Annotated in this window: 16 protein-coding genes; all 16 read right to left on the reverse strand. The window is 62.0% G+C overall.

Features of this window, described 5'->3' with window-relative positions:
- Positions 1 to 6: 6 nt before the first annotated feature.
- Entirely contained in the window at positions 7 to 918 is a 912-nt protein-coding gene (gene lpxC / locus ABTV87_RS24070; RefSeq protein ID WP_007956752.1) for a UDP-3-O-acyl-N-acetylglucosamine deacetylase, read from the reverse strand.
- 112 nt (positions 919 to 1,030) lie between these two features.
- Entirely contained in the window at positions 1,031 to 2,227 is a 1,197-nt protein-coding gene (gene ftsZ, locus ABTV87_RS24075; protein WP_085606919.1) for a cell division protein FtsZ, read from the reverse strand.
- A 67-nt stretch (positions 2,228 to 2,294) separates the two neighbouring features.
- Entirely contained in the window at positions 2,295 to 3,554 is a 1,260-nt protein-coding gene (ftsA, locus tag ABTV87_RS24080) for a cell division protein FtsA (protein WP_007956755.1), read from the reverse strand.
- 15 nt (positions 3,555 to 3,569) lie between these two features.
- Complete coding sequence (locus ABTV87_RS24085) at positions 3,570 to 4,436, reverse strand: cell division protein FtsQ/DivIB (RefSeq protein ID WP_007956757.1); 867 nt, start codon at positions 4,434 to 4,436, stop codon at positions 3,570 to 3,572.
- Positions 4,437 to 4,440: 4 nt separating this feature from the next.
- Positions 4,441 to 5,415 (reverse strand): D-alanine--D-alanine ligase, encoded by a 975-nt coding sequence (locus tag ABTV87_RS24090; RefSeq protein WP_039766243.1) that lies wholly within the window; start codon positions 5,413 to 5,415, stop codon positions 4,441 to 4,443.
- Positions 5,412 to 6,872: a UDP-N-acetylmuramate--L-alanine ligase gene (gene murC, locus ABTV87_RS24095; RefSeq protein ID WP_433898478.1), complete on the reverse strand. Its 1,461-nt coding sequence runs from the start codon at positions 6,870 to 6,872 to the stop codon at positions 5,412 to 5,414. Before murC ends, ABTV87_RS24090 begins: the two co-directional genes overlap by 4 nt.
- Positions 6,865 to 7,935 carry an undecaprenyldiphospho-muramoylpentapeptide beta-N-acetylglucosaminyltransferase gene (murG, locus tag ABTV87_RS24100; protein WP_011335863.1) on the reverse strand — a complete coding sequence of 357 codons (1,071 nt, stop codon included), beginning with the start codon at positions 7,933 to 7,935 and terminating at the stop codon, positions 6,865 to 6,867. Before murG ends, murC begins: the two co-directional genes overlap by 8 nt.
- A complete protein-coding gene (gene ftsW / locus ABTV87_RS24105; protein ID WP_007956765.1) occupies positions 7,925 to 9,142 on the reverse strand; it encodes a putative lipid II flippase FtsW in 1,218 nt (405 codons plus the stop codon). The genes murG and ftsW overlap by 11 nt, the downstream gene beginning before the upstream one ends.
- A complete protein-coding gene (murD, locus tag ABTV87_RS24110; RefSeq protein ID WP_127799832.1) occupies positions 9,139 to 10,485 on the reverse strand; it encodes a UDP-N-acetylmuramoyl-L-alanine--D-glutamate ligase in 1,347 nt (448 codons plus the stop codon). The genes ftsW and murD overlap by 4 nt, the downstream gene beginning before the upstream one ends.
- 5 nt (positions 10,486 to 10,490) lie before the next feature.
- Positions 10,491 to 11,573: a phospho-N-acetylmuramoyl-pentapeptide-transferase gene (gene mraY, locus ABTV87_RS24115; RefSeq protein ID WP_007956769.1), complete on the reverse strand. Its 1,083-nt coding sequence runs from the start codon at positions 11,571 to 11,573 to the stop codon at positions 10,491 to 10,493.
- Positions 11,573 to 12,940 (reverse strand): UDP-N-acetylmuramoyl-tripeptide--D-alanyl-D-alanine ligase, encoded by a 1,368-nt coding sequence (locus ABTV87_RS24120; RefSeq protein WP_433898479.1) that lies wholly within the window; start codon positions 12,938 to 12,940, stop codon positions 11,573 to 11,575. Before ABTV87_RS24120 ends, mraY begins: the two co-directional genes overlap by 1 nt.
- Positions 12,933 to 14,396, reverse strand: a complete 1,464-nt coding sequence (locus tag ABTV87_RS24125) for a UDP-N-acetylmuramoyl-L-alanyl-D-glutamate--2,6-diaminopimelate ligase (RefSeq protein WP_433898480.1) — start codon at positions 14,394 to 14,396, stop codon at positions 12,933 to 12,935. The genes ABTV87_RS24120 and ABTV87_RS24125 overlap by 8 nt, the downstream gene beginning before the upstream one ends.
- Positions 14,396 to 16,135, reverse strand: a complete 1,740-nt coding sequence (locus tag ABTV87_RS24130; RefSeq protein WP_170929382.1) for a peptidoglycan D,D-transpeptidase FtsI family protein — start codon at positions 16,133 to 16,135, stop codon at positions 14,396 to 14,398. The genes ABTV87_RS24125 and ABTV87_RS24130 overlap by 1 nt, the downstream gene beginning before the upstream one ends.
- Positions 16,135 to 16,428 carry a cell division protein FtsL gene (gene ftsL, locus ABTV87_RS24135; RefSeq protein ID WP_007956777.1) on the reverse strand — a complete coding sequence of 98 codons (294 nt, stop codon included), beginning with the start codon at positions 16,426 to 16,428 and terminating at the stop codon, positions 16,135 to 16,137. The genes ABTV87_RS24130 and ftsL overlap by 1 nt, the downstream gene beginning before the upstream one ends.
- On the reverse strand, positions 16,425 to 17,372 hold the full coding sequence (gene rsmH / locus ABTV87_RS24140; RefSeq protein ID WP_039766256.1) for a 16S rRNA (cytosine(1402)-N(4))-methyltransferase RsmH: 948 nt from the start codon (positions 17,370 to 17,372) through the stop codon (positions 16,425 to 16,427). Before rsmH ends, ftsL begins: the two co-directional genes overlap by 4 nt.
- A complete protein-coding gene (gene mraZ, locus ABTV87_RS24145; protein ID WP_007917012.1) occupies positions 17,369 to 17,824 on the reverse strand; it encodes a division/cell wall cluster transcriptional repressor MraZ in 456 nt (151 codons plus the stop codon). The genes rsmH and mraZ overlap by 4 nt, the downstream gene beginning before the upstream one ends.
- Positions 17,825 to 18,195 lie beyond the last annotated feature (371 nt).

Below are 18,195 nucleotides of genomic sequence, written 5' to 3' on the forward strand. Positions count from 1 at the left end.
TTTTACTTACACCGCCGCAACCGGGCGCATGTAAGAGATTGGTGCAGTGCTGGCGTCTTCGAACGTCACGACTTCCCAGGCATCTTTCTGCTCAATCAACTTGCGCAGCAGCTGGTTGTTCAGTGCGTGGCCGGACTTGAAGCCCTTGAACTCACCAATCAGGCTGTTGCCCAGCAGGTACAGGTCGCCAATCGCATCGAGGATCTTGTGCTTCACGAATTCGTCTTCATAGCGAAGGCCGTCTTCGTTCAGTACGCCATCGGCATCGACCACGATCGCGTTTTCCACGCTGCCGCCGAGTGCGAGGTTGTGCTTGCGCAGGTACTCGATGTCACTCATGAAACCGAAAGTACGGGCGCGGCTGACTTCTTTTACGAACGAAGTGCTGGAAAAATCCACGCTTGCACTTTGGGTGCGGTCCCGGAAAACCGGGTGATCGAAATCGATCTCGAAGCTCACCTTGAACCCTTCGAAAGGGACGAAAGTGGCGCGCTTGTCGCCGTCTTCCACTGTCACTTCACGCAGGATGCGGATGAATTTCTTGGCGGCGTCCTGTTCTTCCAGGCCAGCCGATTGAATCAGGAATACGAAAGGTCCTGCGCTGCCATCCATGATCGGGACTTCAGACGCGGAGAGCTCGACGTAGGCGTTATCGATGCCCAGGCCAGCCATGGCCGAGAGCAAGTGCTCCACCGTGTCTACCTTCACGTCACCGTTGACCAGCGTCGTCGACATGGTTGTCTCGCCGACGTTGGCCGCACGAGCCGGTATCTCGACAACCGGATCGAGATCGGCACGACGAAAGACGATCCCGGTGTCGACAGGTGCAGGCTTGAGGGTCAGGTAAACCTTCTCCCCGGAGTGCAGACCTACACCGGTGGCACGGATAATATTTTTCAGTGTGCGTTGTTTAATCATGGCATGGGCCGCTTCAGCGCAAATTGCGAACTGGTATCAACAAAGGCTGGCGATGATAGCAGACCGAGCCTTTGCTGAACACCAATCACCTGAATACCCCTGATACATTTCATCAATCGGCCTGACGACGCAGGAAAGCCGGGATGTCCAGGTAGTCCAGGTCATCTTGCGGATTCATCTTCGCGGCAGTCGCAGCACCGGCCTGAGCCTGGTTGCGCATGACGGTCGGACGGTCCAGGTCACGGTAGTTCACCGCTGGCTGTTCCTGACGAGCGGGTGCCGGTTGCTGCACTTGAGCAGCCGCCATCGAAGTGTGAACGGTGTTGTCGATGACCTTCACAGGCTTCTCGATTTTGGCGCCCAGACCTGTGGCAACCACGGTCACGTGCAGTTCGTCGCGCATGTCCGGATCGATAACGGTACCGACCTTGACCATCGCGTGCTCGGAAGCGAAGGCTTCGATGATCGAACCCACGTCGGAGTACTCACCCAGGGACAGGTCAGGACCGGCAGTGATGTTCACCAGGATGCCGCGTGCGCCTTGCAGGTTCACGTCTTCCAGCAGCGGGTTGCGGATGGCCGCTTCGGTCGCTTCACGTGCACGGTTCGGACCGCTGGCGCAGCCAGTGCCCATCATCGCCATGCCCATTTCGCTCATCACGGTGCGTACGTCGGCGAAGTCGACGTTGATCATGCCCGGACGCTTGATGATGTCGGAGATACCGCGAACGGCACCGGCCAGTACGTCGTCAGCCTTGGCGAAAGCCGACAGCAGGCTTGCGTCCTTGCCGAGGATGGTCAGCAGTTTTTCGTTCGGAATGGTGATCAGCGAGTCGACGCTTTCCGAGAGCATGCGGATGCCTTCGTCGGCGATCTGCATACGCTTGCGGCCTTCGAACGGGAACGGACGGGTCACGACCGCAACGGTCAGGATGCCCATTTCCTTGGCCACTTCGGCGATGATCGGCGCAGCACCGGTACCGGTACCACCACCCATGCCGGTGGTGATGAACACCATGTTGGTGCCCTGCAGGACTTCGGCAATGCGCTCACGGTCTTCGAGAGCGGCCTGACGACCTACTTCAGGGTTGGCGCCGGCGCCCAGGCCTTTGGTCACGCCGGTGCCCAGTTGCAGAATGGTGCGCGCGCCGATGTTTTTCAGCGCTTGAGCATCGGTGTTGGCGCAGATGAATTCCACGCCTTCGATGTTGCTCTTGACCATGTGGTTGACAGCGTTGCCGCCGCCACCGCCAACACCGATAACTTTGATTACCGGGCTTGCGGGGATGTTGTCTACGAGTTCGAACATTTTCCCTCTCCTTACATTCTCTAGTTTTTTCGCCTACTGCTGTTTGTTGCGGTGCTGCGGTAAAGCGTTAGAAGTTGCCTTGAACCCACTTCTTCAAACGGTCCAGCAACGGCGCCTGCGGCTCATCGTTGCTGTAGCTGTCGCGGCTGCCGATGCCCGAGAACGAGATCCCGTCGGACTGCTTCTGCAGGCCGTACATCAACAAGCCAACGCCAGTGGAATAAATCGGGTTGCGTACCACGTCATCCAGACCTTTCACGCCATGCGGCACGCCCAGGCGGACCGGCATGTGGAAGATCTCTTCGGCAAGTTCAGTGGCGCCTTCCATCTTCGAAGTACCACCGGTCAGCACGATGCCGGCCGGGATCAGGTCTTCGTAGCCGCTGCGACGCAGCTCGGCCTGGATCAGGGTGAACAGTTCGTCGTAACGCGGCTCGACCACTTCGGCCAGGGCCTGACGGGACAGTTCGCGCGGCGGACGGTCGCCGACGCTCGGCACCTTGATGGTCTCGCCGGCACCGGCCAGTTTGGCCAGGGCGCAGGCGTAGCGGATCTTGATCTCTTCGGCGTACTGGGTCGGGGTGCGCAACGCCATGGCGATGTCGTTGGTCACCTGGTCACCGGCAATCGGGATCACGGCCGTGTGGCGGATCGCGCCTTCGGTGAAGATCGCGATGTCGGTGGTGCCGCCGCCGATGTCGACCAGGCACACACCCAGCTCTTTTTCGTCGTCGGTCAGTACCGAGTAGGCCGAGGCCAGTTGCTCGAGAATGATGTCGTCGATTTCCAGACCGCAGCGGCGCACGCATTTTTCAATGTTCTGTGCGGCGTTGACGGCGCAGGTGACCACGTGAACCTTGGCTTCCAGACGCACGCCGGACATGCCCAGCGGCTCGCGCACGCCTTCCTGGTTATCGATCACGTAATCCTGCGGCAGGGTGTGCAGCACACGCTGGTCGGCCGGGATCGCCACGGCCTGGGCGGCGTCGAGTACGCGCTCCAGGTCCGCCGAGCTGACTTCGCGATCACGGATCGCGACGATGCCGTGGGAGTTCAGGCTGCGAATGTGATTGCCCGCCACGCCGACGAATGCCGAGTGAATGCGGCAGCCCGCCATCAGTTGGGCTTCTTCGATCGCGCGCTGGATCGATTGCACGGTGGACTCGATGTTGACCACCACGCCTTTTTTCAGGCCGCGGGACGGATGAGTGCCGATCCCGACGATTTCCAGCGAGCCGTCGTCCGCAACCTCGCCGACCAGCGCCACCACCTTGGAGGTGCCGATATCGAGACCGACGATCATTTTGCCGCTTTGCACGTTTGCCATGGGTCCTGCCTCTTCTTAATTCTTTGCGACAGCGGGTTGGGCTGTCGTCGGCGCTACTGGTTCCCGCCAGCCAACAGCGAGGCCGTTGGCATAGCGCAGATCGATGCGCGCAATGTTCGTAATCTGTTCTTTGAGCGTCTTGTCATAGATGGCAATGAAGCGGCGCATCTTTTCCACCAGGTTGCCGCGTCCCAGCAGCAGCTCGATCCCGGGGCCGGAACTGCCGGCACCGGTGGTCAGGAACCAGCTGCCACGTTCACGCAGCTCGAGCCGCGCAATCGAGAAGCCCAATGGCCGGAGCATCTGGCTCAGCACCTGGTATTGCTGCATCACTTGCTGCTGGGCCCGCTGCGGACCGAACAGCTGTGGCAGGTGTTCGTAATTCGCCAGTTCCTTGGGCGTGAACGCCTGGCCCTGGTTGTTGAGCAACGACTCGTCACCCCAGCGGGCCACCGGCAGTTGCTCTTCGAGGCGGATCACCACCTGGTCCGGCCACACCCGGCGCACTTCGGCGTGGGCGATCCACGGCATCTGCTCAAGCTCGGTGCGCATGCTCGCCAGGTCGATGGTGAAGAAGCTCGACGCCACGTACGGGGCGATCCGCTGCTGCACCGCCTGCTGGCTGATGTAACTCAGGTCGCCCTGCACCGCGATTTTGGTGATCGGCCGGTCGGCGTACGGCAGCAAACGCTGTGCGCCTTCGTAAGTGCCGAACCCCAGGGCCACCAGCAGCACCGGCCAGAACAGACCTTTCAAAAAGCCGAAGTTGGCTTTTGGCAGGCGCGCGGACATCGGCTCTTTGGCCACCATTCGGCTGGCACCCCGCGGCACCGGCTTGCGGCCGGGTGCGGGTGGCTGATGTCTGAGCTGTGCGCCTTGCATGGTCTTAACCTCGCGCCTCTTTCTTGCCATCGGCATCGACACTGGCGGCCAGAATGGCCAGGACCAGTTGCTGGAAATCCAGACCGGCCGCTTTCGCCGCCATCGGTACCAGGCTGTGATCGGTCATGCCGGGAGCGGTGTTGACTTCCAGGAACCAGAACTTGCCGTCGGCGTCCTGCATCACGTCCGCCCTGCCCCAACCGGCAATACCCAGCGCCTCGCAGGCTTGCGCCGTGAGGTCCATGAGTTCTTTTTCCTTGGCGGCATCGAGCCCGCACGGAATCCGATACTGGGTATCGTTGGCGATGTACTTGGCGTCGTAGTCGTAGAACGTGTGTGGCGTACCCAGGGCGATAGGAGGCAACACCTGGTCACGCAGGGTGGCGATGGTGAACTCCGGACCGTGGATCCATTGCTCGACCAACACTTGCGAATCGTAGGTACTGGCCGCTTTCCATGCGTCGATCAACTCGGACGCGGAAGTCACTTTGGCCATCCCGATACTTGAACCTTCATGCGCCGGTTTGACGATCAAAGGGAAGCCCAGTTCCGTCGCTGCCGAAATACAATCGGCCTCGCTGCGCAGCACAGCGTGACGCGGCGTCGGAATCCCTAGCGTGTGCCAGACCTGCTTGGTGCGCAGTTTGTCCATCGCCAGTGCCGAAGCCAGGATGCCGCTGCCGGTGTACGGAATGCCGGCCACTTCGAGCAGGCCCTGCATGCTGCCGTCTTCACCGCCACGACCGTGGAGGATGATGAACGCACGGTCGATCTTTTCGCTCAGCAGGCGCTGCAGGATATCGGCGCCGACGTCGATCCCGAACGCGTCCACTCCCGCGCTTTGCAGCGCACTGAGCACGGCATTGCCGGACTTCAGCGAGACTTCACGCTCGGCACTCAGACCACCGAACAGCACGGCCACACGGCCGAAGTCCTTCGGGGCGATGGTGGAGAACAGGTTGGCGTAGGCAGCAGTCATTTCAACTTCCCCTCGACCGGTGCCGCCACGGCACCGGCGAACAACTCGCTTTTCAACAGTTTCAGTGCGAGGCCGCCGATGTCACCGGCGCCCTGGCACAGCAGAATGTCGCCGGCACGCAGCAGCGGCTTGACCAGTGGCGCCAGATCGACGCCGCGCTCGATGTAGATCGGGTCGAGCTGACCGCGCTGGCGGATGCTGTTGCATAGCTTGCGGCTGTCGGCGCCCGGAATCGGCTCTTCGCCGGCCGGATAGACTTCCATCAGCAGCAGCACGTTGGCGTCGGCCAGTACATTGACGAAATCGTCGTACAGATCACGGGTGCGGCTGTAACGGTGCGGCTGGTAGACCATCACCAGACGGCGCTCAGGCCAGCCACCGCGCACGGCTTTGATCACGGCTGCGACTTCAGTCGGGTGGTGACCGTAGTCGTCGACCAGCATCACGCTGCCGCCGTCTACCGGCAGTTCGCCGTAGACCTGGAAGCGTCGGCCGACACCCTGGAACCCGGACAGGCCCTGGACGATGGCTTCATCGCTGACGCCTTCGTCGGTGGCGATGCAGATGGTGGCCAGCGCGTTGAGCACGTTGTGGTTGCCCGGCATGTTCACGGACACATCCAGCGGCTCACGCTCGGGACGCAGCACGGTGAAGAAGGTCTGCATGCCCTGCTGGCGCACATTGATCGCGCGCACGTCGGCTTCTTCGCTGAAGCCATAGGTGACGACCGGGCGTTTGACCTGCGGCAGGATTTCACGCACCACCGGGTCGTCCAGGCACACCACCGCCAGACCGTAGAACGGCAGGTTGTGCAGAAACTCGACGAAGGTTTTCTTCAGTTTGTTGAAGTCGCCGTCGTAGGTCGCCATGTGGTCGGCGTCGATGTTGGTAACCACGGCCACCAGCGGTTGCAGGTGCAGGAAGCTTGCGTCGCTTTCATCGGCTTCGGCGATCAGGTAACGGCTGGTGCCGAGCTGGGCATTGGTGCCCGCGGCGTTCAGACGGCCACCGATGACGAAGGTCGGATCCAGGCCACCGGCCGCGAACACCGAAGCGATCAGGCTGGTAGTGGTGGTTTTGCCGTGGGTACCGGCGACGGCGATGCCGTGACGGTAGCGCATCAGTTCGGCAAGCATTTCGGCACGCGGCACCACCGGAATACGACGCTCAAGGGCAGTCGCCACTTCCGGGTTGGAAGTATTGACGGCGCTCGACACCACCAGCACATCGGCGGCCGCGGCGTTCTCGGCACGGTGGCCGATGAAGATCTGCGCACCGAAGGATTCCAGGCGCTCGGTCACCGGCGAAGCTTTCAGGTCCGAACCGGACACTTCATAGCCCAGGTTCAGCAGCACTTCGGCAATACCGCACATGCCCACGCCGCCGATCCCGACGAAGTGGATGCGACGGATGCGGCGCATTTCCGGTTGCGGCATGGCTTTCTGATTCTCAACCATGGGCCACCTCCAGACAGGTATCGACCACGCTACGGGTGGCTTCGGGTTTCGCCAGACGGCGGGCCGCTTGGGCCATTTGTTCGAGTCGTTGCGGTTGCATCAAGACCTCTGTCAGGCGCGCGGCAAGGTCCGCGGCGCCAGTCGTTCTTTGCGGCATCAGGAAGGCAGCGCCTTCGCGGGCCAAATAATCGGCGTTGCGGGTCTGGTGATCGTCGATCGCGTGGGGCAAGGGCACCAGCATCGAGGGCAGACCGGCGGCGGCCAGTTCGCTGATGGTCAATGCGCCAGCGCGGCACACCACCAGGTCAGCCCAGCCATAGGCCTGGGCCATGTCTTTGATGAACGGCTGCACCTGCGCATCCACGCCGGCGGCGCGGTAGCGCTCTGCAGTCACTTCATCGTGGTTTCTGCCAGCCTGATGGAACACTTCCGGACGCAAGTCGGCAGCGACTTGTGCCAGGGCTTCAGGCAGCAACTTGTTCAACGGCTCTGCGCCCAGGCTTCCGCCCAGGATCAGCAAACGCGCCTTGCGTCCGGCCAGGGCCGGGCGCGGTGTTTCGAGGAACAGCTCGCTGCGCACCGGGTTACCGGTGGTACGGCGGCTGTCCGACAGGGTAAAGGTGTCGGGGAAGGCTTCACACACCCGGGCGGCGAACGGCACCAGCAACCGATTGGCGGTGCCGGCCACGGCGTTCTGCTCATGAACGATCACCGGCACGCCGGCCAGTTTGGCAGCAAGACCACCGGGGCCGGTCACATAGCCGCCGAATCCGACCACGCACACCGGACGCAAGCGGCGAATGATCGCCCGCGCCTGCCACACCGATTTCAGCAGCATGAACGGCGCCTTGAGCAACGACAGCTTGCCCTTGCCGCGCAGGCCGGTGGCGTTGATGCGGTGCAATTCAAGACCCGCCGCCGGCACCAGATCGTTTTCGATCCCGCGCGGCGTGCCGAGCCAGTGCACGGTGTAGCCGCGCGCCTGGAATTCGCGGGCACAGGCCAGCGCCGGGAACACGTGGCCACCGGTGCCGCCGGCCATGATCAATACGTTAGCGCCCATGGTTCGGCTCCTCGGCGAAGTCGCTCTCATGGAATTCCATCTCTTCACTGCCCAGGTGGGTCCGGCTCTCCCACTCGATCCTCAGCAACAAGCCAAGGCAGGCGCAGCAGATCACCAGGGAACTGCCGCCATAACTGAGGAACGGCAAGGTCAGGCCCTTGGTCGGCAGCAGGCCGACGTTCACGCCGATGTTGATCAGGAACTGGCCGATCCACAGGAACGACAGACCGTAGGCAACATAAGCGGCAAAAAACTGTTTGGCTTTCTCGGCCCACAGACCGATGTACATGCCGCGAATACACACGAACACGAACAGTGCCACGGTGCACAGCGAACCCACGGCACCGAGCTCTTCGGCCAGGACCGAGAACACGAAGTCGGTGTGCGCTTCCGGCAGGTAGAACTGCTTCTGCACGCTGTTGCCCAGGCCAACGCCCAGCCATTCACCGCGACCGAATGCGATCAAGGCTTGCGACAACTGATAACCGGCGCCGAACTGGTCGGCCCACGGGTCGGCGAAGTTGGTCAGACGCGCCATCCGGTACGGCTGCATCTGAATCAGCAACACCACCGCACCGACGGCCAGCACCACCATCAGCGAGAACCGGAACAGCCCGACCCCACCGAGGAACAGCATCGCCGCCGCAGCGCCCATCATCACGACGGTGGCACCGAAGTCCGGCTCCATCAGCAACAGGCCCGCCATCGGCAGCAGCACGATGAAAGGCTTGAAGAAACCCATCCAGCTCTCGCGCACTTCTTTCTGACGACGCACCAGGTAACCGGCCAGGTAGATCACCACGAACACCTTGGCGATCTCGGACGGCTGAACGTTGAAGAAGCTGAAACCGATCCAGCGCATCGAGCCGTTCACCTCACGGCCGATCCCCGGGATGATCACCATCACCAGCAGACCGAACGCACCGATCAGCATCAGCCAGCCCAGTCGCTGCCAGGTGGCGATCGGGATCATCATGGTGACGACGCACGCGCCCAGGCCCAGCACCACGTAGATCAGGTGACGGGTCATGTAATAAAGAGCACTGCCCGACTGCGCCGCGCCGACTTCTGTCGAGGCCGAAGCAATCATGATCAGGCCCAGGCCGAGCAACGCCAGGCAACCGGCGAGCATCGGGAAGTCGAGGTCGATCCCGCGTCCGGTGATCAGCGGCGACGGGTATGGCTTGATGATGTTTCTCAAGCTCATGCCAGATCCTCCACGGCGCGGACGAACTGGTGACCACGGTCTTCGTAGTTCTTGAACATGTCGAAACTGGCGCAGGCCGGCGACAGCAGCACCACGTCGCCCGGTTGGGCGGCGGCACGGCATTGGGCGACCGCGTCGACCAGAGTGGTCGCACGAATCAGCGGAACGGCATCGCCGATCGCTTCGCCGATCTTGTCGGAGTCGCGGCCCATCAGGATCACGGCGCGGCAATGGGCGGCCACCGGATCGCGCAGGTCCTTGAATTCGGCACCCTTGCCGTCGCCACCGGCGATCAGCACGACCTTACCGTCGATGTCCGCGCCCAGGCCTTCAATGGCCGCCAGTGCGGCGCCAACGTTGGTGGCCTTGGAATCGTTGTAGTAACCGACGCCGTCCAGATCACGCACCCACTGGCAACGGTGTTCGAGACCGGCGAAGGTGCGCAGCGCTGCCAGCATGGCGTCGAACGGCAGCCCGACCGCGTGGCCGAGCGCCAGCGCCGCCAGGGCGTTGGACTGGTTGTGGGCGCCGCGAATCTTCAGTTCGCGCACCGGCATCAGGTTCTGGAATTCGAAGGCCAGGTATTTCTCGCCATTCTCTTCGCGCAGACCGAAGGCCTTGAAATCGGGTTTGGTCAGGCCGAAGGTCCAGCACGGCTGGCCCTCGCCCATCAGCGGCCGGGTCAAGGCGTCCTGACGGTTGACCACGAACTGCTTGGCACCACGGAAGATCCGGTGCTTGGCCAGGTGATAGGCCGGCAGACCGCTGTAGCGGTCCATGTGGTCTTCGCTAATGTTGAGCACGGTCGCCACTTCGGCGTTGAGCTGGTCAGTGGTTTCCAGCTGGAAGCTCGACAGCTCCATCACGTACAGCTCGACGTCGTCGCTGAGCAGATCCAGCGCCGGCGTACCAAGGTTGCCGCCCACGGCCACGCGTTTGCCGGCCGCAGCCGCCATCTCGCCGACCAGGGTGGTGACGGTGCTTTTTGCGTTGGAACCGCTGATGGCCACGATCGGCGCCTTCGCGTTACGCGCGAACAGCTCGATGTCGCCGGACAGCTTCACGCCACGGGCCGCGGCGGCTTGCAGGGCCGGGGTCGCCAGCGCCAGGCCGGGGCTCACGTAGAGCTCGTCGGCACGGCACAGGAATTCGACGTCCAGCTCGCCACAACGCACTTCCACGTGCGGATAGTCACGCTGGAGCGTGGCCAGTTCCGGTGGATTTTCCCGCGTGTCGGCCACAGCAAACGCCACGCCCCGGTTCGCCAGGAAGCGAACCAGGGACATGCCGCTCTTGCCGAGGCCGACAACGATGCGGAAGTGGTCAGAAGCGATCAGAGACACTCGTTCTACCTCAGCTTCAGGGTGGCAAGGCCAATCAGCACGAGAATCACGGTGATGATCCAGAAACGGACGATCACGCGCGGCTCGGGCCAGCCCTTGAGTTCAAAGTGGTGGTGAATCGGCGCCATGCGGAACACACGGCGACCGGTCAGCTTAAAGGACGCAACCTGAATGACGACTGACAGGGTTTCCATCACGAACACGCCGCCCATGATGAACAGGACGATTTCCTGACGGACGATCACTGCGATGGTGCCCAGGGCCGCGCCCAGCGCCAGTGCGCCGACGTCGCCCATGAAGACTTGCGCCGGGTAGGTGTTGAACCACAGGAAGCCCAGGCCGGCACCGATCAGCGCGCCGCAGAACACGATCAGCTCGCCTGCACCCGGTACGTACGGGATCAACAGGTACTCAGCGAATTTCACGTTACCCGACAGGTAGCAGAAAATGCCCAGGCCACCACCAACCATCACTGTCGGCATGATCGCCAGACCGTCGAGGCCGTCGGTGAGATTGACCGCGTTGCTCGAACCGACGATCACAAAGTACGTCAGCACGATGAAGCCTGCGCCCAGCGGAATGCTGTAGTCCTTGAGCATCGGCAGGATCAGGGTGGTTTCCACCGGAGTGCTGGCAGTCATATAAAGGAAGATCGCCGCACCGAGGCCGAACACCGACTGCCAGAAATATTTCCAGCGGCTCGGCAGGCCACGGGAGTTCTTCTCGATCACCTTGCGGTAGTCGTCGACCCAGCCGATGGCGCCGAACAGCAGGGTCACCAGCAACACGACCCACACGTAGCGGTTGCTCAGGTCAGCCCACAGCAGGGTGCTGACGCCGATCGAAGACAGAATCAGCGCGCCGCCCATGGTCGGCGTACCGGATTTGGACAGGTGCGATTGCGGGCCATCGTTACGAACCGACTGGCCGATCTGACGGTTCTGCAGGGTGCGGATCATCCACGGGCCGTAGCACAGCGACAAGACCAGCGCGGTCAGCACACCGAGAATCCCGCGCAGGGTCAGGTACTGGAAGACCGCGAAGCCTTTGTAGAACTGTTGCAGATACTCCGCTAGCAGCAGCAGCATTAATGTTTCTCCAGACTGGACCCGCACAGGGCCGCAACGATGTTTTCCATCGCTGCGCTGCGCGAACCCTTGATCAAAATGGTGGTGTTTGTGTCCTGCTCGGCGCCGAGGGCCTGGATCAGTTCGGCTTGTGTGCCGAAGTGATGCGCCTCTTCACCGAATGCGTTCACGGCGTGGACCATGTTCGGCCCGACGGCGTAAAGCGCGGAAACCTTGCCCCGGGCGTATTCGCCCACGTCGCGGTGCCCCTGCTCCGCCCAGTCGCCCAACTCGCCGATATCCCCGAGCACCAGGACGGTGCGACCGGAAAAGCCGGCGAGTATATCAACGGCCGCGCACATCGAGGTGGGGTTCGCGTTGTAAGTGTCATCGATCACGCGCATGCCGTTTTTCGCCAGTTGCGCGACGGTGCGACCCTTGACCGGTTGTACCGCGCCAAGCCCGGTGGCAATGCCGAACAGCGACACGCCCAAAGCGTGAGCGGCAGCGGCGGCAGCCATGGCGTTGGCAACGTTATGGGTGCCGAGCAGGTTCAGTTGAACCCGTTCCACACCTTCAGGACTGTGCAGGTTGAACGCCGGGCAGCCACGGGCATCGGTGGCCAGGTCGCTGGCGTAAAAATCCGCCTGAGTGTTGCTCAGGGCAAACGTCAGCACCTTGCGCGCGCCGGCGCGGGTTTTCCAGATGCCAAACGCCTTGTCATCGAGGTTCAGCACGGCGACGCCGTCGGCCGCCAGCCCTTCGATGATTTCGCCCTTGGCTTCGACGATTTTCTCCGGCCCGCCGAACTCGCCGACATGGGCGGTCCCGGCGTTGTTGAGGATCGCCACGTGCGGCTTGGTCAGCCCTACGGTGTAAGCGATTTCACCCAGACGCGAGGCGCCCAGTTCGATCACTGCCGCGCTGTGTTCCGGGGCGAGTTCGAGCAGGGTCAGCGGTACGCCGAGGTCGTTGTTCAGGTTGCCACGGGTCGCGTGCACCGAACCGCGCGTGCGCAGGATGCTCGCGAGCATTTCCTTGACCGTGGTCTTGCCGCTGGAACCGGTAACGGCCGCGACCGGTTTGGTGAATGCGGCACGGTTCAACGCACCCAACTGGCCGAGGGCCTGGCGGGTGTCCTTGACCAGCAATTGCGGCAGCGTGCTGTCGGCGACTTCGCGCTCGACCAATGCCGCAACGGCGCCTTTGGCGGCGACTTCGTTCAGATAGTCATGACCGTCGAAACGCGGGCCGGTCAGGGCGATAAACAGTTGGCCAGCCTTGATCGCGCGGCTGTCGATGCTCACGCCGTCAAAACTGGCGTCGGCGCTGATCAGACGGGCGTCGAGCGCGTTGGTCAGTTCGCTGAGTTTCAGGGCCTTAAGCATGGGCCACCTCCCACGCGGTCAGGGCGTGATCGGCCTCGACCAGATCGGAAAATGCATGGCGCTCGCCGTTGATTTCCTGATAGTCCTCATGACCTTTGCCGGCCAGAACGATCACGTCATCCGCCGAAGCACCGGCAATCAGTTGTGCGATGGCCTGGCCGCGACCGGCCACGAACGTCACGTTATCCACAGCCGTGAAGCCGGCGCGGATGTCATCGAAAATTGCCGCCGGGTCTTCGGTGCGCGGATTGTCATCGGTCACCAGCACGCGGTCGGCCAGACGCTCGACCACTTCGGCCATCAGCGGACGCTTGCCGCGATCGCGATCACCGCCGCAGCCGAACAGGCACAGCAGTTGACCTTTGACGTGCGGACGCAACGCGGTCAGTACTTTTTCCAGGGCGTCCGGGGTATGCGCGTAATCGACCACCACCAGCGGCTGAGTGCCGCCGCCGAGACGCTGCATGCGTCCGGCCGGGCCTTCGAGTTTCGGCAATACCTTAAGGATTTCGTCGAGCGCGTAGTCGAGACCGAGCAGCGCACCGACAGCGGCCAGCACGTTGCTCAGATTGAAACGACCGAGCAGCGTGCTGCGCAGATGGTGCTCGCCCTGCGGCGTGACCAGCGTGGCTCGCACGCCAAGGTCATCGAACTGCGCTTCACGTACATACAGATAGGCGCTGCTGTCGAGCAGGCTGTAAGTAATCAGTCGCGACTCGCGTTTTTCAGCGGCCAGTTGCCGGCCGAAATCGTCGTCGAGGTTGACCACGCGGCACTTCAAGTCATTCCAGGCGAAGAGCTTGGCCTTCGCCTCGGCGTAGGCCTCCATGGTGCCGTGGTAATCCAGGTGATCACGGGACAGGTTGGTCATCACTGCGACGTCGAACGCCAGCGCGGTAACTCGGCCTTGATCCAGACCGTGAGACGAAACTTCCATGGCCACGGCTTTGGCGCCGGCCTTTTTCAGGTCGCCCAGGGTCGCTTGCATGGCAATCGGATTCGGTGTGGTGTGCAGGCCGCTTTGCAGCGAGCCGTGGAAACCGGAACCCAAAGTGCCGACGATGCCGCAATGCTGGCCGAGCAGGTCCAGCGCCTGCGCCACCAGTTGGGTCACGCTGGTCTTGCCGTTGGTGCCGGTCACGCCGATCAGGTTCAGGTGATGACTTGGCTCACCGTAAAAACGCCCGGCGATGTCCGACAGCTGCGCTGCCAGGCCCTTGACCGGAATCAGCGGCACTTCGGTGATCGGCAGCACGGTGGCGCCTTCCACTTCATAGGCCACGGCGGCAGCACCGCGCTGCAAGGCGTCGGCAATGTGCGCACGACCGTCGAACTTGCCGCCCGGCACCGCGAGGAACAGGTCACCCGCGCGTACGTTGCGACTGTCGAGCGCCAGTTCACGGATCAACAGATCGTGGCCGGCGTGAGGGAAAATCTTGTTCAGACTCAGAGACATCAGCCGCGCCCTCCATTGGCTTTCAGCGGAACGGCCGGGGTGGCGTTGGCCTGTTGTGTGGTCGGCAGGTTGTCCGGGGTGACGTTCATCAGGCGCAGAGTGCCCGACATCACGCGACTGAACACCGGCGCCGAGACCAGACCACCGAAGTAACCGGCCTTGGTCGGTTCATCGATCACCACGACGATTGCATAACGTGGATCGCTCATCGGGCCGAAGCCGGCGAACAGCGAGCGATAAGAGTTTTCGGCGTAGCCCTTGGTGCCGACCGATGTTTTACGCGCGGTACCGGACTTGCCGCCCACGTGATACGCCGGCACCTGCGCACGGAACACGCCGCGCGGGGCTTCGATCACTTGTTGCAGCATGCCTTGCATGGTTTTGGCGACGGCTTCCGGCAGCACCTGGGTGGTCTGCGGCGCCTTGTCGGTTTTGATCAGAGTCAACGGTGCGAGACGACCGTTGTTGGCCAGCGCCGAGAACGCATGCACCAGCTGGATCGCAGTCACCGAAATACCGTAGCCGTACGACAGCGTTGCGGTCTCGGCCTTGCGCCACTCGCGGTAGTTCGGCAGGTTGCCGACACGTTCGCCCGGGAAGCCGAGGCCGGTGTCCTGGCCGAGGCCGACTTTCTGTGCGAGGCGGAAAATGGTTTCGCCGCCAATGTCGAACGCGACCTTACTCATGCCGACGTTACTGGAATTGATCAGAATGCCGGTCAGGTCGAGTACCGGACCTTCGGTCTTCGATACGTCCTTGATCGTGTATTTGCCGATCTGCAGGGAGCCCGGATACACCTCGACGGTGTCACTCGGTTTCCAGCGGCCGGTTTCGATCGCGGCGCTCATCGAGATCGCCTTCATGGTCGAACCGGGTTCGAACACGTCGATCATCGCGCGGTTACGCATCATCGCCGGCTGCAGGTTGCGACGGTTGTTCGGGTTGTAGGTCGGCTGGTTGACCATCGCGAGAATCTCGCCGGTCTTCACGTCCATGATCACCAGACTGCCGGCCTTGGCGCCGTTCTCGATGATCGCGTTGCGCAGTTCACGGTTGGCCAGGTATTGCAGGCGCAGGTCAATCGACAACGCCAAGGGCTTGCCGGCCTTGGCGTTTTTGGTGACCTGGACATCCTTGATCAGCCGTCCGCGCCGATCCTTGATGACTTGCCGCTTGCCGGGCACGCCGGCCAGCCATTCATCGTAGGCCAGTTCGACGCCTTCACGACCGTGGTCATCGATGTCGGTGAAGCCGACCATGTGCGCCGTCACTTCACCGGCCGGATAGAACCGGCGGAATTCTTCGATGCCGTAGACACCTGGCACTTTCAGGTCGAGCACGGCCTGGCCCTGCTCGGGGGTCAACCCGCGCACCAGATAAATGAATTCTTTGTTGGCCTGGGCTTCGAGACGTTCGGCCAGGGCTTTCGGATCCTGCCCCAGCGCGGCAGCCAGTGCCGGCCACTTCTCTTTGGCGGTCTGCATTTCCTTGGCGTTCGCCCAGAGCGTGGTCACCGGGGTACTCACGGCCAGCGGCTCGCCGTTACGGTCGGTGATCAGACCACGGTGAGCCGGAATCGGAATGTGCCGAAGACTGCGCGCGTCGCCCTGACCTTTGAGGAAGTCACGGTCAACCACTTGCAGGTCAATGATGCGCCAGCAGATGGCTGCGACCATCACGCCGAGCAGTGCCACCATCAGACGGAAACGCCACGGGAAGAGAGCCCCCTCGAGTTTCATCATGGCGCCACCATCTTCACGTCAGCCGCGCCGGGGATGTGCATCTTCAGTTGTTCGGTGGCCAGCACTTCGATCCGGCTGTGGGCGGTCCAGGTGCTTTGCTCCAGAATCAGGCGCCCCCACTCGGCCTGCGCCTTGTCGCGCACGCTCAGTTCGTTGTAAAGGGTGTTGAGCAACTGCCGGTTCCAGTGGGCGCTGTAAGACACGCCGATGGCCGACACAAGCACGCCAATGAACAGCAGCAGCATGAAAAAGCTGCCGCCGGGCAGTGGCTTGGCGAAAAGCTTGCTCACCGCAGCTTCTCCGCGACGCGCATGACGGCGCTACGGGAACGTGGGTTGGCTTTGAGTTCGGCGTCGGAGGCCGTCTGCGCTTTGCCATGGACTTTGATTTTCGGTTCGAACGCAACGTGGCGAACCGGCAGGTTGCGCGGCAGGTTGTCGGCTTCGCCTTTCACCAGCTTGCGCATGAACAGTTTGACGATACGGTCTTCCAGCGAGTGGAAGCTGATCACGACCAGACGGCCGCCCACTTCCAGGCATTCGAGCGCGGCTTCAAGGCCCGCTTCCAGATCGCCCAGTTCGTTATTGACGTGAATGCGCAGGCCCTGAAAAGCGCGGGTTGCCGGGTTCTTGCCCTTTTCCCACGCCGGGTTGGCGACTTTCAGGACTTCGGCCAGATCGGCGGTGCGCTCGAACGGCGTGATGTCACGACGCTCGGCCACGGCACGGGCCATGCGACCGGAGAAGCGTTCTTCGCCGTATTCCTTGAAGACACGGGCGATTTCTTCCACCGGCGCGGTGTTGACGAACTCGGCGGCGCTGATGCCACGGGACGGATCCATACGCATGTCCAGCGGGCCGTCGTTGAGGAAACTGAAGCCGCGCTCGGCATCATCGAGCTGCGGCGAAGAGACGCCCAGATCCAGCAGAATGCCGCTGACCTTGCCGGCCAGACCCTGTTCGGCAACGACCGAGCCAAGCTCGGCAAAGCTGCGCTGCACAACGACAAAGCGGCCGTCTTCGGCCGCTAGCGTTTGCCCGGTGGCAATCGCTTGAGGATCCTTGTCGAATCCGATGAGCCGACCATCCGGCCCGAGCTTGCTCAGGATCAACCGGCTGTGCCCGCCGCGCCCGAACGTGCCGTCCAGATAGCAGCCATCAGGACGTACGGCGAGAGCCTCGACGGCTTCGTCAAGCAGTACGGTGATGTGGTTAAAGCCGCTATCAATAGTCACAGGATCAGATCACGCAGTTCGTCAGGCATGGCGCCCGGTTGTTGTATGGCAGCCAGGTCAGCGGCAGAAACCGCGTTCCAGGCATCTTCGTCCCACAGTTGGAACTTGTTCAGTTGGCCTACCAGCATCGCGCGCTTGTCGAGCTTCGCGTATTCGCGCAGGCGCGGCGGCACCAGAAAACGACCACTGCCGTCGAGCTCGAGGTCAACGGCATTACCAATCAATAAACGCTGCAGACGACGGTTCTCTTCGCGAAGCGAAGGAAGCGCGCGCAACTTGGTTTCAATAATTTCCCACTCATCGAGCGGGTAGACACACAAACATGGATCAACGGCATCAATGGTCACGATCAATTGGCCGGAACTGCGCGAATCGAGCTCGTCACGGTACCGGCTCGGCATGGCGAGACGGCCCTTTGCGTCGAGACTGATAGCGTTAGCTCCGCGAAACACGTCTGCGTTTCTCCAATTTTTATCGTTTTGAGCTCAAAAAACCCACTTCATGCCACTTTCCGCCACTTGCGCACACTATAGGAATGCGCCCACCACACCGTCAAGGCGCGGATTAAAGGAAAACCCTTACAGAACGGAGATTTAGGAGCATAAAAGGAGGAGCAACGAGAATCTGGCGGATGCTTTTATCCAATAACTTGAAGCAGCACTGAAAGCTGCGCTCGAAAGTTAAAGTAATTTGTTAAGAGTAAGATTTTTTCGGTATTACAAAAGCGCTTCTGCTGTTGATTGAAGCAAGGTGGGAAATGGCTATTACTGCGTCTGCCGCTACCGAATTTCCAGCGCAGGCCTGCTGATAATAAACAGCCCTG

Origin of the sequence: Pseudomonas sp. PSE1(2024) (genome assembly GCF_050990555.1) — a bacterium.
Lineage (GTDB): Bacteria > Pseudomonadota > Gammaproteobacteria > Pseudomonadales > Pseudomonadaceae > Aquipseudomonas > Aquipseudomonas aphyarum.

Coding starts and splice junctions, on each gene's coding strand:
- lpxC (WP_007956752.1), bottom strand. CDS start 918: ATGATTAAACAACGCACACTGAAAAATATTATCCGTGCCACCGGTGTA.
- ftsZ (WP_085606919.1), bottom strand. CDS start 2,227: ATGTTCGAACTCGTAGACAACATCCCCGCAAGCCCGGTAATCAAAGTT.
- ftsA (WP_007956755.1), bottom strand. CDS start 3,554: ATGGCAAACGTGCAAAGCGGCAAAATGATCGTCGGTCTCGATATCGGC.
- ABTV87_RS24085 (WP_007956757.1), bottom strand. CDS start 4,436: ATGCAAGGCGCACAGCTCAGACATCAGCCACCCGCACCCGGCCGCAAG.
- ABTV87_RS24090 (WP_039766243.1), bottom strand. CDS start 5,415: ATGACTGCTGCCTACGCCAACCTGTTCTCCACCATCGCCCCGAAGGAC.
- murC (WP_433898478.1), bottom strand. CDS start 6,872: ATGGTTGAGAATCAGAAAGCCATGCCGCAACCGGAAATGCGCCGCATC.
- murG (WP_011335863.1), bottom strand. CDS start 7,935: ATGGGCGCTAACGTATTGATCATGGCCGGCGGCACCGGTGGCCACGTG.
- ftsW (WP_007956765.1), bottom strand. CDS start 9,142: ATGAGCTTGAGAAACATCATCAAGCCATACCCGTCGCCGCTGATCACC.
- mraY (WP_007956769.1), bottom strand. CDS start 11,573: ATGCTGCTGCTGCTAGCGGAGTATCTGCAACAGTTCTACAAAGGCTTC.
- ABTV87_RS24120 (WP_433898479.1), bottom strand. CDS start 12,940: ATGCTTAAGGCCCTGAAACTCAGCGAACTGACCAACGCGCTCGACGCC.
- ABTV87_RS24125 (WP_433898480.1), bottom strand. CDS start 14,396: ATGTCTCTGAGTCTGAACAAGATTTTCCCTCACGCCGGCCACGATCTG.
- ABTV87_RS24130 (WP_170929382.1), bottom strand. CDS start 16,135: ATGAAACTCGAGGGGGCTCTCTTCCCGTGGCGTTTCCGTCTGATGGTG.